General features: G+C 39.4%; 11 protein-coding genes and 2 pseudogenes. 5 read left to right on the forward strand and 8 right to left on the reverse strand.

The window, feature by feature from the left end; all coding sequences use genetic code 11:
- Together HXY43_RS26020 and HXY43_RS26025 are read left to right on the forward strand one after the other, a co-directional pair.
- The coding region (locus HXY43_RS26020; RefSeq protein ID WP_367161533.1) for a CAP domain-containing protein at nt 1–1,058 on the forward strand (1,058 nt) is incomplete at its 5' end.
- Nucleotides 1,059–1,325: 267 nt separating this feature from the next.
- On the forward strand, nt 1,326–3,449 hold the full coding sequence (locus tag HXY43_RS26025) for a calcium-binding protein (protein WP_290889907.1): 2,124 nt from the start codon (nt 1,326–1,328) through the stop codon (nt 3,447–3,449).
- Nucleotides 3,450–3,683: 234 nt separating this feature from the next.
- Here the strand turns inward: HXY43_RS26025 and HXY43_RS26030 are convergent, their stop codons facing one another.
- The 5 genes from HXY43_RS26030 to lpdA all read right to left on the reverse strand — a co-directional run bounded on the left by HXY43_RS26030 (nt 3,684) and on the right by lpdA (nt 8,790).
- Nucleotides 3,684–4,088, reverse strand: a complete 405-nt coding sequence (locus HXY43_RS26030) for a hypothetical protein (RefSeq protein WP_290889911.1) — start codon at nt 4,086–4,088, stop codon at nt 3,684–3,686.
- Nucleotides 4,069–5,301 (reverse strand): hypothetical protein, encoded by a 1,233-nt coding sequence (locus HXY43_RS26035; protein WP_290889914.1) that lies wholly within the window; start codon nt 5,299–5,301, stop codon nt 4,069–4,071. Before HXY43_RS26035 ends, HXY43_RS26030 begins: the two co-directional genes overlap by 20 nt.
- Before the next feature lie 732 nt (nt 5,302–6,033).
- Nucleotides 6,034–6,285, reverse strand: coding sequence for a DUF5340 domain-containing protein (locus tag HXY43_RS26040; protein ID WP_290889916.1), 252 nt, complete (start codon nt 6,283–6,285; stop codon nt 6,034–6,036).
- A 110-nt stretch (nt 6,286–6,395) separates the two neighbouring features.
- Nucleotides 6,396–7,286 (reverse strand): indole-3-glycerol phosphate synthase TrpC, encoded by an 891-nt coding sequence (trpC, locus tag HXY43_RS26045; protein WP_290889919.1) that lies wholly within the window; start codon nt 7,284–7,286, stop codon nt 6,396–6,398.
- 73 nt (nt 7,287–7,359) lie between these two features.
- A complete protein-coding gene (gene lpdA, locus HXY43_RS26050; protein ID WP_290889922.1) occupies nt 7,360–8,790 on the reverse strand; it encodes a dihydrolipoyl dehydrogenase in 1,431 nt (476 codons plus the stop codon).
- 349 nt (nt 8,791–9,139) lie between these two features.
- Here lpdA and HXY43_RS26055 point away from each other — a divergent pair, with 349 nt between their 5' ends.
- On the forward strand, nt 9,140–10,798 hold the full coding sequence (locus tag HXY43_RS26055) for an alpha-amylase family glycosyl hydrolase (protein ID WP_290889926.1): 1,659 nt from the start codon (nt 9,140–9,142) through the stop codon (nt 10,796–10,798).
- Between the two features lie 214 nt (nt 10,799–11,012).
- Here HXY43_RS26055 and HXY43_RS26060 read toward each other — a convergent pair.
- Nucleotides 11,013–11,681: pseudogene (locus HXY43_RS26060) on the reverse strand (cyanophycin synthetase); the annotation flags it as partial.
- 635 nt (nt 11,682–12,316) lie between these two features.
- Between HXY43_RS26060 and HXY43_RS26065 the strand changes: the two are divergent.
- Nucleotides 12,317–12,520, forward strand: a complete 204-nt coding sequence (locus HXY43_RS26065; RefSeq protein WP_290889929.1) for a hypothetical protein — start codon at nt 12,317–12,319, stop codon at nt 12,518–12,520.
- Nucleotides 12,521–13,139: 619 nt separating this feature from the next.
- Nucleotides 13,140–13,610: pseudogene (locus HXY43_RS26070) on the forward strand (cyanophycinase); the annotation flags it as partial.
- A 52-nt stretch (nt 13,611–13,662) separates the two neighbouring features.
- On the opposite strand, the gene HXY43_RS26075 reads toward HXY43_RS26070, so the two are convergent.
- Both HXY43_RS26075 and HXY43_RS26080 read right to left on the reverse strand, forming a co-directional pair.
- Nucleotides 13,663–14,742, reverse strand: coding sequence for a peptidoglycan-binding protein (locus tag HXY43_RS26075; protein WP_290889932.1), 1,080 nt, complete (start codon nt 14,740–14,742; stop codon nt 13,663–13,665).
- A gap of 81 nt (nt 14,743–14,823) precedes the next feature.
- Nucleotides 14,824–15,765, reverse strand: a complete 942-nt coding sequence (locus HXY43_RS26080; protein WP_290889935.1) for an N-acetylmuramoyl-L-alanine amidase — start codon at nt 15,763–15,765, stop codon at nt 14,824–14,826.
- Between the last annotated feature and the right edge of the window lie 595 nt (nt 15,766–16,360).

Genomic DNA, 16,360 nt, shown 5'->3' on the forward strand with positions numbered 1-16,360 from the left:
GCAATAACACCATGCCCGAGGACAAAGGCACTACCGATCCCGGCGACAAGGGTAGCAATAAAACCATGCCCGAGGAAAAAGGAACTACCGTTCCCAGTGACAAGGGTAGCAATAACACCATGCCCGAGGACAAAGGCACTACCGTTCCTGGTGACAAGGGTAGCAATAACACCATGCCCGAGGATAAAGCAGGGAATGATGCGACATTTGAAAAACAAGTTCTTGAACTCACCAACCAAGAACGAGCTAAGGCTGGTCTTCAACCTCTAAAAGGAAATGCTGAACTGGACTATGCTGCTGACAAGTATGCTGAAGACATGTCAGAACGCGGTGTCTTGAGTCATACAGGACCAGATGGCTCTCAACCGTGGGACAGAGCTAAGGCAGTTGGCTATGAAGCTCAAACGATGGGAGAGAACATTGCAGCAGGTCAAAAAACACCTGAACAGGTTGTTCAAGCTTGGATGAATAGCCCTGGACACCGAGCTAATATTCTTAACAGTAATTTTACTGAACTCGGTGTTGGTTTTCATAACAACTATTGGGGTCAGCTTTTTGGTAGTGGAGATACGAACCCCGCTAGCAACATACCAAACCCTACATCTCAACCTACTTCTGACGCTAATCAAGGAACTGACACCCTTACCGTCAAAGGAGCTAACAATATCTCCGATGACACTAAAGGCTATGATGTCCTTGGAGGCAAATCAGGTAATCATAAATTCAAAGGAGGAGACAATAACGACGTCCTCACAGGCAAAAACAGTATGAGCGCTCCGGGACGCGATCGCCACTCCAACAGTATGCAAGACAAGGGAGACACCTTTACTGCTTCTGACTCCAATCAAGATATTACTGGCTTGCACCGGATGATGACTGGTCCAAGCGATCATCGCAACTCGAAAAATTTCTCTAACTATCTAAAAATGGATACATTTGGAGCTGAGCCAACTGTTCGACCTGACATGGATGGTAATACAAAACCTGGCGGGTTAGAGAAAAATATCCTTTCACAAAACGCTGATCCATCCCGTTTAACTACTAACTCTATGTTCTGATATCCATAGCACTTTTCAATTGGATACAGCACGCTTTGACCCCACTCCGCATTTAGAGAGGAAACCTTTGGTATCAGTCTTTGATCGGAGTGGGGTTCCAACTGCGTAATTGGGGATTAGTGAGAACTATGAATAGTGAATGCGATTGGGCTGAAAATTTCATAATTCATAATTCATAATTTTTATGCCCATTGCCTCACTTTGTTCAGCTGCGTAAATTTTGAGGATGTCTACCAGCTGAATTGACTTGATTCAAGGAACAAAATTATGGCAAATACTTTAGGTACAAATCTAGGTGGAATTAGTTTCTGGTCTAGCCAAATGCCATTTGTAGATATCTTCAAATCGGCTAGTGAATGGATTACACAAAATTCCAACTCATGGGATACAGGGGAAGCAAGCGAATTAAACCTAGATGAGAATGGATGGGTGAAATCTTTGCCCAAACCAGGAGATCCAAATGCTGATTACAACCAAGTTGGAGTAATGCTGAATCGCATTTCTCCTGCACCTGGGGTAGAACAAAATTACCCTGGTGGTAAATATGTAGTTTTGTATGATGGCGAAGGCAAACTAGAGTACGGGTTTGATGCCAAGCTGGATGCAAGCGCTTCTAAACCTGGTCGAGATGTCATTGATGTTACCCCTTCTGACACAGGCATCCATATTAAACTTACCGAAACAGACCCCAAAGGTACTGGTGATTATATTCGTAATATCCGCGTTGTTCCGGAAGCCTTAGAAAAAAACTACCAGACTCAGCCTTTTAATCCTAATTTTGTAGATAAAGTAGATGATTTTTCTACCTTGCGGTTCATGGACTGGATGGACACTAACAACTCCAAACAGGGAGATTGGAAGAATCGGCCAACAACTTCAAATCATACCTACGAGGGTAAAGGTGTGCCTGTCGAAGTAATGGTTGATTTAGCAAACCGCACTGGTGCTAACCCTTGGTTTACTATTCCTCACCAAGCGACGGATGAATATGTCACCAACTTTGCCAAGATAGTTAAGGAAAAGCTCGATCCAAAGCTCAAAGCTTACGTAGAATATTCCAACGAAGTTTGGAACGGGCAATTCCAGCAGAATCAATGGGCACAACAGCAAGGGCAAAAGTTAGGCGGTGACTGGATGGACTGGCACAGCCGCCGCACGGAACAGATAGGCGATCTCTGGGATAATGTGTTTGGCAAAGACAGTAATAGAGTCGTCACGGTACTAGGTTCGCAAGCTGCTAACCCTTGGATCACCGAGCAGTTGATGGAAAAGGTGAAGGCGTATGACCCAAATTTCACAGTCGATACTGTGGCGATCGCTCCCTATGTTTCGCTAAGTGTAGGCCCAGACAAACAAGCAGAAGTCGAAGGTTGGACAAAAGAGTCAGACGGTGGTTTGGGTAAAGTATTTGACTACTTGAACAAGACTGAATTACCTCAAACATTAGACAATATTAGCAAGCAAGTTGATGTCACCAAGAAATACGATGTGGACATAGCAGCCTATGAAGGGGGACAGCATCTTGTTGGCATACAAGGCGTAGAGAATAATCAGGCAATCACAGATTTATTCATTGCTGCGAACCGCGATCCACGCATGGGGCAATTGTACAGCGATTATCTACAGGGATGGGATAAACTCACCAACGGTAGCTTATTTGTCAACTTCTCTGATATCGGTACACCCAGTAAATGGGGTTCTTGGGGTGCTTTAGAACATCTCAACCAAAAGACGTCTCCCAAATGGGAAGCACTGCAAGACTTCATGAAGGGCAACGGGCAATCTGCAAGCAAAGATCCTGGTACAGAGACTGGTACTGGCGACAAAGATAGTGGTGATAATCTCACCAACAAAGGAGACAGTAACACCCTTACTAACAAAGGGGATGCCAACACCCTCACTGACAAAGAAGGTAACGATATTCCGAGTAGCGATCAAAGCAATAAAGTCCTTGCAGCTAACAAAACACCCTGGAGTGGAGATAATAAAAACGCTTTCACTGACCAAGGAGATAACGATATCTTGACTGGTGGTCAAAGTAATGACATGCTCTGGGAGCGTAGAGGTAATGATGCCATAAACGGAGTCGATGGAAACGATCGCCTCATCGGTGGTTTAGGACAGGATATGATGACAGGCGATGCAGGAAGCGATCGCCTCATGTATAACGGTGCCGATTTTGGCTTCAATCAAGATGTAGTTGATTTGCGTCAGATGATGTTAAATCGAGGCGATCGCAACTTTAACACATTCTCTGAATATATAAAGTCAGAACCAGGTGGTGCTGACATAGCTGTTCGTCCTGACATGAATAGGAATGTAAAACCTAGCGGTTTAGACAACAATATCTTTTTGCAAAATAATGACCCTAGTAACTTAATAATGGTTTGATATCAATAGTAAGTCTCTAGAACGTTGATTCAGTAATCAGAAATTATCTTTTTGGGTTAGACAAGGGAGAGTGAGGAGATAACAGAGAAAATTCCTCCTTCCCTTCCCTTGTCCTTTACTTGGCAAAAAACAGCCAGGTAGTGTAATTTACCTGACTGGACTCAAGTTATTTTTCATTACCAGTTACAAGTCTTTCTGAAATTGCAGTTGACGTCAAAAGACAGACTGTCAGATTTAACGAGTACCCAATAATTTTTTGTACACAGATTCCCAAAAAAATCCATTCTCAAAAGCAAGAACGTAGCTTGACATCGCACCAGGGTCGTCACGAGAAACAGAAAAGATAGCAAAAAATACTAGAGGAGAAACACAGATAGCACCCCAAAAACTCGCAGAAGAGAAGACTGATGAAAATTCACGAAGGATCATGACTCTACCAGTTCTACCCTCAAGTTGTCGAAAAAGAGTTCCTAATATAATGCCAATCAGCATAACTAGAGCAGCAAAAAATACTTGTAACCAAGCCAATCTCTGCTCAAAGCCAAGTTCACCTCTCAGCCCGCCATGATAGTAATAAGTGCCGAAAATTAAAAGTAAGAACGCCATTACAGCGATAAATCTAAACGTTTTGTTGTTCATTTTTATAGTTGCTTATAGTTTTTGAATCTTTACTTTTTTCCGATAAAAATAACATTATTATTAGGGTAAAAATAGAAATTATCATCAGTATTTTTAAAATTAAATCAAACTTTGAATCAACCTCTCTTATGTTTTCTTTAGTTTTTTGAAAATATTGGGTTTCATCTAACTGAGGTGTATTTTTTGTCAAAGTTTCTAAGATATTAATAACTCTTAATAGATAGGGTATTTCCTTACTTTTTACTTCAACATTAGTAACAATCATTAAGGGCAATTGTTCACTGTTCCAAGCTAATTCAGATATTTGATTCTTAAAAGATGCTTCAACTTCTTGCCTGTATTTATGTTGAAAATACTCTCCCATACTTATCCAAAAAACAGCAGAAACAGAAGAGGGTTTTCCTCTTTGTTGAGACCCTTTTTGGAGAGCGGTAGCGACATAATTATCTGCTTGATTCTCTCTATCACGATATCCAGATTCCTTAAGGTTTGTTCCTTTTTTAGATTCAATGACATACTCTTTATGAAGTATGGCGTGACCAATCTCATGACCCAATATCCAGGTTAAAAAACTGCCTGCTATACGAGTATGGAGTTTATTAATAATATTTTTATCAGAAATATCTATTGGCTTGTTTGTTTTCAGATCAAAAAGAATAACATCATATAATTTATCAATTTTTCTTATCAAATTAATCTCATGTTTGAGAAAATTGGCGTTACAAATAATCGTATTCATGTAGCCGATATAAGAGCAATTACTAAAGCTTCTAGAAAGCTTATTAGGGTCTTTATTTAGTAGATAGATATTGATAAATCCTGGCTGAGGGGGTTTATTAATCTGCACCTTACCTTCAAAATCTGAACCTTTGACAAGTTCTTGAGCAATAACATTTAAATATTCTAAGGGAGTTAATATTTTTGACTCTTCTGGTGAATCTTGCTCTCGTAATTGCTCAATAAATTCTTCAGGTGAACTACCTGCTATATATTGATAAGTTTGCTCAGTAAAATAAATACCTTCTAGGTCAAAAGCTAACAAGTCATCAACAGTTAATCTCCTATTAATATATGAGTTAAGTACCTTGGCTACTCGTTCTTCTTTAGATAAAGAACTTTCAGAAATTCTAACTGCAATAAAGGGTATTACACCTAGAACTAAAAATAAGCCTAATAAAATAACAATCCGATTTCTGAACAGACTGATTCTCATTTTAATTCTTCAGCTTTAAATAGCTGGCTTGACAATAATTTATAACAAAAAATCAAGTGATGTAACGAAAAAAATACAAACAATAATTGCTTTTTCTCTATATTAATATGATACTTTTAGAGCGTTGCTAATTAGGTTCAGTAATTACACAAAAATAAATATTTATCAGTTTGGAAGACGGTGGAGATTAGTTAACTCCACTACGAGGTCATCGTACCGAAACCTCATCAAGGCTCAATGCCAAAGCCAACGAATGATGAGATAGTTAAAATCTTAGACTCTTTTATTTTCAAACAAAGGAGCTTCATGAGTCTTACACTTTAATTCAAAAAGTATTTTTTAACTCACAGTTTTACTATAATCACTAGCTTTAAAATAAACTACAAAAGTAAATATAAAGATATGCTTTTTCAAGAAAACAAATATTTTAAAGAGTAATAGTTCAAGTTTTGATTACATTAATTTAATAATGACGACCAGGGCAATGAAACCGCTAGTGCTGTATTAGAATTGTTGCCCCAAGCTTAGAGACCTTGCGTTACACACATCTTCTGGAAACCTTACGCTTATTAGGGTTTGTAGGTCTCCGATTAATTATCATCTATCAATATTTATTGAGAATGGATACTTTTGGATATAATCAAACACTAAAGACATTTGGGAAAATGGTAGACACTCACTTAGGTGTTCTACCATTTTTATTTTCCTAAATTAATATTTCGGACAAGTCTATTAATCAGGGGAAAAAACTTGTCCACTCTTGAGATGATTGATTGACCAACGGTGATCAACTGCCATAGATGAAAACTGACATATTTCTTCTAAATGCTTTTGTTGGACAGCGGCTTTGCGAAGGGTAATAATTAGTTGATTCACCTGATTTCGCAGGTCTGGATTGTTGCTTACTGCTAACATTGTTTGTCTTTCTAGCAGTTGTAATATAAGTTCGTAATGGATTGGTGAAGGCAGAGGAATTTGCTCCATGAAATTTGGTTAGAATTTTATATCTTAAGATTTGGAATCAAAAGCTGTTTGTTAATAAGTAAATTGTTACATAGGCAACAAAAATTTAGTTAAAGCCTGGATTTGCTGAGTCATGAAGATTTGGCAAAGAGATTGGCGATCGCTAATTCTGGATCTGGTTGTTTTACTAAAGATTCACCGATGAGTACAGCAGATGCTCCCGCTTGTTTTACTATATTTAGATCATCTGGGGCATGTAGTCCTGACTCGCTCACAACCAGAATGTTCCGTTCCTGTAATTGTTTACCTCTGGCTGCCAAAAGTTGGCAAGTTGTTTGCAAGTCCACAGAAAAATCTTCGAGGTTGCGATTATTAATACCTACTAAAGAAACCCCATCTATGGCTAGGACGCGATCAAGTTCTTCAAGAGTGTGAACTTCAATCAATGCTGCTAGAGAAAGAGCATGGGCTATTTTGACAAAGTATTGCAAATCTTGATCGCTGAGGATAGCCGCTATCAACAACACTGCATCTGCACCGAGAACACGAGCCAAATACATTTGGTAAGGATAGATAACAAACTCCTTACACAGTAGAGGCAAATCTACGGCGGCGCGGATTTTGGCTAAGTTGTCAAAGCTGCCACCAAAGAATTTTTCATCTGTCAGCACCGAAATACAACAAGCACCGCCTTGTTCGTACTGAAGGGCGATCGCAACTGGATCAAAATCTGGGCGGATCGCTCCTTTGCTAGGAGAAGCTTTTTTCACCTCAGCAATTAAAGCTGGTTTAGTCTTACCTGATCGCAGTGCTGCCACAAAATCACGGGTTGGAGGTGCAGTTAAAGCTTGTTTTTGCAACTCCTGTAAGGGTTGCTTTTCCCGCATTTTGTCTACTTCTTCTTCTTTGTGCCAAACAATTTTTTCTAGGATGTTTCTTGGCTCGGCATCAGGAGTAGCAACCTGATACCTCAAATGAGACACGGCAACAGTTGGGTTGGGTGAACGGCGACGGATTTGCATAGGAAATTATGAATGATGAATTATGAATGATGAGTGATGAAAGTTTCATAATTCATCATTCATCATTCAGCATTTAAGATGCAACTGCTCGTTTGTAAGCTTCATCCAGGACTTCCGAGAGTGTTGGGTGGGCGTGAACCAGATGGGCTAGGGTATGGACGGATTGGCGGTTGGCGATCGCGGCGGAAGCTTCGTGGATAATATCGGAGGCGTGTATTCCAAAAATGTGGACTCCCAAAACTTCGCCTGTATCTTTGCGATAAATTACTTTGGCCATACCATCAGCTTCGCCTTCTGCCAAGGCTTTGGAATTACCTTTAAAGTAACTCTTGGCGACTCCAACTTCAAATCCCTCAGCAGCAGCTTTTTCTTTGGCTTGTGCTTCAGTCATGCCGACATAGCTAATTTCTGGATGGGTAAAGGCCGCTGCGGGAATGCTGCGGTAGTCTACTTCTTTGTATCTGCCACAGATATTTTCTACAGCAACGATACCTTGAGCAGAAGCAGCGTGCGCCAGCATCATTTTGCCAGTTGCATCGCCAATTGCCCACAAATGCGGCACAGGTTCACCTCCACTCAGTACGGCCATGGTGTCGTTCACCGGGATAAAATTCCGACGATCTAGTTCTACACCTACCGATTCTAAACCGAGATTTTGCGTAGCTGGAATGCGTCCCGTCGCCACTAAGCAAGCATCTACTTCCAGCACGCCCACATCTTCTTTGGTTTTGAAATCGGCTAACTCAATTACCACTGGTGAACCGGGGATGACTCTTTTTGCGTAAACTCCCACATAAGTTTCAATGTCGCGGGGAGTAATCAGCACCCGTTCGGCAAGTTTGGCAATATCGCGGTCAAATCCCGGCATTAGCTGATCGAGTGCTTCAATCAAAGTGATTTCGCAGCCCAAAGCCGAGTAAACATCGGAGAATTCTAAGCCAATGTAGCCACTGCCAACAATTGCCACCCAATTTGGTAGCCATTCTAACTTAACCCCTTGGTCGCTGGTAAAGACTGTTTTGCCGTCTACTTCAATACCAGGAGGAACAAAGGGAACGGAACCAGAAGAAATAATGATGTCTTTGGCAGTGATAGTTTTTTCACCGCTATCCGTCACAACACTGAGTTTTTGAGTGCCTGCGATTTTGCCCCAACCCCGGATGATATCAACTCCCAAGCGTTTGAGGCTGTTGGTTAAGTCTCCTTGAATTTTAGAGACAAGATTGTTAGCATGGTCGGCGATCGCTTGCCGCTCAAACTGTACATTTCCAATTTGAATTCCCAGCGCTTTTAGATGGTGGGCATCTCTTAGTTCCCGCACACGTCCAGAGGCTGCTAGCAATGCCTTAGAAGGAATGCAACCTCGGTTTACGCAGGTTCCCCCCATATCAGCTGCTTCGATAATAGCTGTCTTTAAACCGCAGCTAACGGCGTGTAAGGCAGCCCCATGTCCGCCTACTCCAGCGCCGACGATCGCTAAATCGTAATCAAATTCTTGACTCACGTTAGTTTCCCCGTGTGCTTTGCCCTATATATTCTTAGACTGACTAAGCAATCAGTGCAAGTCTATTTAATTGTAGGGTGTTGGTGAGCAATTGCTATTAAAACTTGTGCCCAGAAAAATAGCTTATTGTGATAGTGATTATTTATCCTAACTATCTCCCCCTGTCAATTCCTTGACCTGAGTTCTGACGACAAAGTTATTTTTTATAATTCATTTTTTAATTTTTATTAATTTTTTATTCCTAAGGATAGAGGTTAAAGTTAATTAATTGTTTCTACAGAAAGATTGGCTATTGTTTTTGAAAATCAGAGAATACTCATACAAAGATTCACTATATCTAAATAAAGCCATGTCAAAACCAATTGAATTTAACTTATTTGCTCCGTATAACGAAGCAGCGGCTTTAATTGGTTCTTTTTCGGATTGGAAAGAAATTCCAATGGAAAAAGGCAAAGACGGTTATTTTCGTACAACGGTAGAATTAGAAGACGGAGAATATCAATATAAATTTCGTGTCCAGTCAAAATCTTGGTTCTTTGAACCAGATCAATGGGTTGATGTTACAGATCCTTACGCTACAGATATAGATGAATTGAGTGGTCAGGATAACGGTATTGTCAGAATTAAAGATGGGCAAAAAATAGTTGATACCTATGTTTGGAAGCACGACGACAAACCCTTACCTGCTGACCATGAATTAGTAATTTACGAATTGCATATTGGTGATTTTTCTGGTGGTGAAGATGACCCTTACGCACGAGGAAAATATAAGCACGTCATTGAAAAATTAGATTATCTGTGCGAACTCGGTATTAACGCCATTGAGTTGATGCCAGTAAAAGAATATCCAGGAGATTATAGCTGGGGTTACAATCCCCGGCATTTTTTTGCAACTGAATCTAGCTATGGCTCTACAGCTGGTTTGAAAGAGCTAATTGATGAGTGCCATGCTAGAGGAATTCGCGTTATTATGGACTGCATTTATAACCACTCAGAAGCGTCTAGTCCTTTAACCCAAATCGATCACGACTATTGGTATCATCACTCTCCTCGTGATCCCGATAATAGCTGGGGGCCTGAGTTTAATTACGAACACTATGATGAAAATTTAGAGACTTACCCAGCGCGGAGATTTATTAGCGATACAATCCGTTTTTGGATTGAAGAGTATCATATTGATGGTATTCGCTACGATGCAGCGAGACAAATTGCTAATTACGACTTCATGCACTGGATTGTGCAAGAAGCGAAAAAAACTGCTGGTACTAAGCCTTTTTACAACATTGCCGAACACATTCCTGAAACTACCAGCATAACTAATGTTGATGGGCCGATGGATGGTTGCTGGCATGATAGTTTCTATCACTGTATTCTTGAACATATCTGCGGCGATACCTTTGATTTAGAACGCCTCAAAGATGTAATCGATTGTAAACGCCAAGGCTTTATGGGTGCTACAAATGTTGTCAATTATTTGACAAACCATGACCATCATCATTTGATGGTAGAACTGGGCGATCGCAACATTTTTGATGAAGAAGCTTTTAGGCGAGCAAAGTTAGGCGTTGCTATTTTGATGACAGCTATTGGTGTGCCTTTAATTTGGATGGGTGAAGAGTTTGGCGAGTATAAACCCAAAACTCCAGAATCAGCCAAAATCGATTGGACACTACTAGGTCATGATTTGAATCGCGGTTTGTTTGAATACTACAAAGGCTTAATTAACCTGCGTAAAGACAATCATGCCCTCTACACAGAAAATATCGACTTTATCCACGAAAATCCAGAGGCAAAAGTGTTAGCTTACAGCCGCTGGAATGATGAAGGTTCGCGTGTGGTTGTTGTCGCTAATTTTTCTGAAAACTTCCTAGCTGGCTATCATGTTCCCAACTTCCCCAGTGGTGGTAAATGGCACGAATGGACAGGGGATTATGATGTGGAAGCTGGTGATGACGGCATCATGACTGATATTGGCCCCTACGAAGCGAAAGTCTTTGTTTGGCAGTAATTAACTTTTGTAACGCAGAGGGTCGCAGAGGTAAGCGCAGAGTAACGCAGAGAAATTTCTTTGCGTTCCTTTGCGTTTTACCTCTGCGCTACTCTGCGTTTTTAAAGTTACAAAATTGTACTGATTTCTTTCAAATAAACCCTGATCGGCGGTTCATCTTCTCCTAACATGTACTCTTCTATTAAACCCTGACGGTGAATTGTAATATCATCTCGAATGCTTTGCAGTCGTCTTTGCGGGTGGTAAAATCTGAATCAACATGGCTATCACAGTCAAATGTCGTCGCGATACCACGAACTTGTTTTGTTCCGTAACCGTACTGCATCAGTCCTTCTTCCCACAAATAAAAGGTGGGAATGCCTTTTTTATCTGCTGTTCTCAATAGGGCATAAATTGTGGGGCCGCCATAGACAGATTGACGGAATTTTCTTTGCAGCATCCGCAACCCTTCTTCAAAGGCTATGTCTTGATCGCGAGTAATGGCTTCAAACCAATCCCAAACGAAGAAAATTAGGGAGTGTGTTGTATCTGCGTGTAAGGATTGTACAGCAATTCTGGCATGTTTTTCGTCGCCTTTGACACTCCAGTGGTTAAGGTGCAAGTCCATGTCTAGCTTTCCTACTTCAGACACGGTGCGGGCAAACAGCTGGGCATAGGAATCATAAGTTTGTTTGCTCAGTTGTGGGTAGCGATCGCCAATAATTTCAACATAATCTTCTATAGGTAGCGATCGCCAAGGTTCAGTTAAAGCAAAATCAAATACTAACGCCCCTCTATCCAAGTAAGGATTCGGCCCTATGTAATGTTGAAAGTTGAAGACATCGAAAGCATCAGTTTTTCTAGCGTTGACGCGGACTGTATTGGTACTTTTATCTTGAACCATTGACTATATACCTTTGACGAAACACTCTGGTATCTCTACGCTTCTCTGCGCTTACCGAGATTCACTGCTTGTGAATTTATTTGGTCTTTGATGAGTATTTGCTTTACTGTTTACCTAAGCATTAAGCAAAATCTTTATCTGCATCACCTTAACGCTGTTGAGATAATTTTGCAGCTATCTCAAGGCATATTCAAACTGTATTAAGTTTTCATTACTCAGCTAAGTATAAGACATTGTTACTTCAATAACAATTAATCATCAATCTTTCAATATAAGTTACTGGGCATAAATAAACACAATTATACTAATGATTAAGCTGTTGCACTTACACATTACACTTTTTTCGTTAAAACCGTCATTTGTCATTTGTCCTTGGTTATTAATGACTAATGACTAATGACGACCCTCACGAGTAATTGTGCAATTTTAAGGCGTTATAGCTTAGTTCTTGATTGTTAATTGTTAATGGTCGATTATTCTAAACAAAAAACAACAAACGACTTATTAATCTATACCTATCTACCTATAACTTTTGAAAGGTGTAATGCGATCCCAAGATGTATAAAAATAAAAAACATGATATAGTCAAAAATTGAGGAGATAATATAGTCAACTATTAAGGAGACAGCAAAGTTATGAATATCACAAAGGCTGCTCTCAGAAATGAAGTTAACCATCTTGCTGAGGAAGCTTTTCACCGCAAGTTGATTTCTGGATATGGACATGGGCCAGATATCAACGAATACCAAATTGTATTTCAAGGAAAACCTAGACATTTTTCCTTGGAAGAAGCACATACTTTTTTAGTAAATCTACTTTTTAACAACCAAGTTGATTAGAAAGTTTTGGCAAATTTTCCAGCTTAAAAAAATAAAGTTTTAGAAGTGCGATCGCTTGATCTCATATTTTATCTCACTCCCGTTGTTTTGAGGTGTGAGTATTTTTTTATTAATTATCAAAATATCGTACAGCAATGGGGTGGAAGAGAGGCTCTATTCTCGTTTCCAGGTTGCATCTATGTTACAAGGATTTGAAGGCTCTGCGTCTCAGTTGCAAAAAGCCTCCAAATGTAAGTTGATGCCTACCCTACATTTGCTTGAATTCGCATAATAGCTCTAAAGTATGTCTATCAAACTATAATATTTGTTTGCAAAAAACCTTATTGTAGCTCACAGCCACGGCTGAACATAGATATTTCTATCTATTTATTCCTATTGAAATCATATACATCTATAGTATCCCTACATCAAATATGTCTTCCGATTTAAACAATATCTAAATAGTTAATAATTTTGATTTTTTGAATAAAACAAATATGTCAACAGAATGATGTTAAAGATTCCTGACTTATGTAAATTTAATAATACAAAGCAAATGTAATTCTTTGGCTTATCTATTAATTAATTAAGGTTCAAAGATTGCAACCATTAATTAATAAATATTAATTACTTGGTCATCTTCTCAGAGACACTTGGAGGCACTATGGCTGGGAGCGAAACCAAACGGCAGTTAGTAATTACTGAAACCAATCCTCGGATTGAAATTGTAGAAATGGGCCCTGGCTTGGCTTTTTTGCCTGGAGTGGTGATAGACCAACATTTCTCACAGCGTGGACGCTTAGGACGATTAATTTCAGCTTTGGCACAACAGCCTGCTGTATTAGGATTTGGTATTGATGAAAATACTGCTATGGTTGTTACCGATAGCCAGTTTGAAGTAATAGGGGAAGGCTCTATCACCGTAGTAGATGAATCAGAGGTCATACATAGCAATATTGACGAAATTTTAAAGGATGAACCTTTGGCAATGTGTGGAGCGAGGCTTCATATTTTGCCACATGGATATAAATTTGACCTGAAAACTCGCAGGCCTATTCTAAATAATGGCTCTGTAGCAACTGCGCCTGTGATGTCTGAGGCAAATACCTAACTGAATGTAGAGACGTGATTGGGAATTTACCAAGTGCGATCGCGTCTCTACACTATTTACCATCGGATGACCAATGAGGAGGATCGTTATCTAGCTTATACACTCCGTAGGATGCACCTACTTTCCACATAGCTTTATTTAAAGATGCATTACAAGGTTCGCCAATAGTAACTATTTTTCCACTAGCATCCTTAATATTAATTTTGTTGTTCCAGGTAACATTCCAGTCGATAGCCAGCCCTTGAGTATGGCGAGAATTTAAAGATACAGGATTACCACCTATACCATAAGCCTCAACCATATCTTTAGCAGCTTGCAGCGATCCTGCATTAGTGTAATGCACCCATTCAATATCCACTCCACTCAAAGGTGGGACATATTGAGGAGCAATGTCTTGGCGATTAATCCTAGCAGAGTAATGCATTAGATAAGCACGTTGTTTCGGACGGTAGGTAGCGGTAACAATGACTTGACAACCAGCGTCAATTAGTGAATTCTGAAATGCTTCTACTTTTTGACGAAATGGTGAAGCTAAATCAGAAATTAACTTGCTAGTAGGAAAATATTTAGCCCAATGGGGCCCGCTAAGACGAAATCTCTGTCTTTTTGCATATTCATTAAAAATATCCAATGCTTGAGTCAAATCTGCTCCCAGTTTCTGTTTAGTTGCATTACTTAGCACCCCTTCCAATTCACTACGCAAACGCACATCTCTTTTTTTATACGCTTCGGCTAACCCTTTGGTGCTTGTTTTACCAAAGTCACCATCAACTTGTAATGGAGGATTGAGTTGTGCTACCTGATTCAAACATTTTTGTAAATCCTTAATTTCTGTTTCACCAAAATCAAGATAACTTAGCAATGCGCTAGCTGAAAGATTAGGTACTTTAAAAATAAAACCTTGAGGAGCTGCTTTACTGTAAGTGTTATTGCCAACAACCCCATCAGCTTGTAAACCATTTCTTTGTTGATAACTACGAGTTGCTTGGTCAGTTGCTTTGCCAAAATCACCATCAACAGTTCCTATAGGATATTCTGCTTCTTTTAAAAAGCTTTGCCAAGCACTTACATAGATGCCATTAGAACCGAGTTTGATAACTGGTAGTTTCAGTACATTGATGTTAAAAGCCATGATTTTCTCCAATTATTAGTTAGTAGATAGTAGTTAGTAGTTGGTAATTTGTTTTTACTACTAACCACTAACCACTAACTACTAACCAATTAATTTCTGCCAGGTTGCAGGCCCAACAATTCCATCAGCTGTTAAACCATTTTGCTGTTGAAATTTCTTCATTGCTGCCTCTGTCTGAGGGCCATAGATGCCGTCAATGTCAACTCCTAAACGGTATTGTAAGTATCTGACTACTACACCACCCGCATGATTTACTCTAATAATTCTTTTTGCTAAAATCTGATTAATTGCATTCCATGTAGTGTCTCCAGCAATTCCTGTTTGTTGAATGCCTGTGATACTCTGAAATTTTTCGATTGCAGATTTTGTTGTGGCATCGTTTGTGCCGTTTTCTACTAAAGGTTTACCATTTTTATCGGTAATTTTGAGTCTATTTAAAGCTTTTTGCAATCTCAAGGTTGTCGTATCTGGATTTTGTTCTTCATCCTCTACTGGACTAACAGGATTACTAGGTAATTGCCCGGTTAAACCTTTGACGATCGCATTTGCCATTGCCTCTGGATTATACAGATTCATGTCTTTTTGCGAATCGACAAAACAGCCTTCTACCAAAATCGCAGGCATATCTGTATTTTTGAGGACAAATAAATGACTGCCGTTTTTAACACCGCGATTAAAAAAGCCTAATTTGACAATTTCATCTAATACAGGTTTGGCAATTCTTCTGCCTGTATCGCTAACTGCAAATATTTCCGTACCGTTCGCCTGACCGTTAAACTTATTAAAATGAATAGATACAAAAGTATCTACTTTGTTAGAATTAGCTGTAGCACATCTTTTTCTGAGTGATTCACCTACTGTTGAGGCTTTAGCGGGCTTGCATTCTACAACTTGATGCCCTAAAGCTTTTAGTTTGGCTATTACTCTGTTACCTACATCTAAGGTCAAATTATCCTCAAATCTTATCCCTGTAGCTCCGGTATCGGGAGGACAATTATGACCGATATCTATTCCAAATTTCATTTGCTTCTCCTGAATTGATTTTTGATAACACTTCTATGTATTTAATCTAGATATTAGTTTATATGAATCATTAATATAAATTTTATTAGTAATAATTATGAATTAATCGAAAGTTAGTGGAGGCTGGTTGAAGTAGAAATTCTACCTTTTGACCTTCCAAATACTAAATTTAAACTCGCTTACATAGTAATTGATAGCTGATAACTGGTTATTGCAAATAACAAACAACAAATCTGCGATTCATTACTAATTACCGATATAACAAAAAATCTGAGTATTTTAGCTAAAATAATATGCCAACCGTCTATGATAGAATACTGTTTCCCAACCGTCCATTGTAACAAAGAAGAAACTTAAAGATTTTTGATAAAAATTTGGCAACGCCCTTTTATCCATCTGGTGTTGCATACTTATATATAATTAGGTTGTCCTTGGCTATTTGTCATTTGTAATTTGTTCTTAGTAATGACAATAAAGGCGTTGCTGATTTGAAGTATGAATTTGATGTTGTCATGCTGAGTGTAGCAACGCGGAACGTAGACGCGACAGCGGCTTCTCGCAGAGTAGCATCTATCGAGATTCTTCGCTCCACAAA

The sequence above is a fragment of the Fischerella sp. genome (genome assembly GCF_013388695.1).
In the GTDB taxonomy this organism is placed as follows: Bacteria; Cyanobacteriota; Cyanobacteriia; order Cyanobacteriales; family Nostocaceae; genus PCC9605.

What these genes read in the sequence shown, in the direction of transcription:
- HXY43_RS26025 (WP_290889907.1), top strand. Translation starts at nt 1,326, where the DNA reads ATGGCAAATACTTTAGGTACAAATCTAGGTGGAATTAGTTTCTGGTCT.
- HXY43_RS26030 (WP_290889911.1), bottom strand. Translation starts at nt 4,088, where the DNA reads ATGAACAACAAAACGTTTAGATTTATCGCTGTAATGGCGTTCTTACTT.
- HXY43_RS26035 (WP_290889914.1), bottom strand. Translation starts at nt 5,301, where the DNA reads ATGAGAATCAGTCTGTTCAGAAATCGGATTGTTATTTTATTAGGCTTA.
- HXY43_RS26040 (WP_290889916.1), bottom strand. Translation starts at nt 6,285, where the DNA reads ATGGAGCAAATTCCTCTGCCTTCACCAATCCATTACGAACTTATATTA.
- trpC (WP_290889919.1), bottom strand. Translation starts at nt 7,286, where the DNA reads ATGCAAATCCGTCGCCGTTCACCCAACCCAACTGTTGCCGTGTCTCAT.
- HXY43_RS26055 (WP_290889926.1), top strand. Translation starts at nt 9,140, where the DNA reads ATGTCAAAACCAATTGAATTTAACTTATTTGCTCCGTATAACGAAGCA.
- HXY43_RS26065 (WP_290889929.1), top strand. Translation starts at nt 12,317, where the DNA reads ATGAATATCACAAAGGCTGCTCTCAGAAATGAAGTTAACCATCTTGCT.
- HXY43_RS26075 (WP_290889932.1), bottom strand. Translation starts at nt 14,742, where the DNA reads ATGGCTTTTAACATCAATGTACTGAAACTACCAGTTATCAAACTCGGT.
- HXY43_RS26080 (WP_290889935.1), bottom strand. Translation starts at nt 15,765, where the DNA reads ATGAAATTTGGAATAGATATCGGTCATAATTGTCCTCCCGATACCGGA.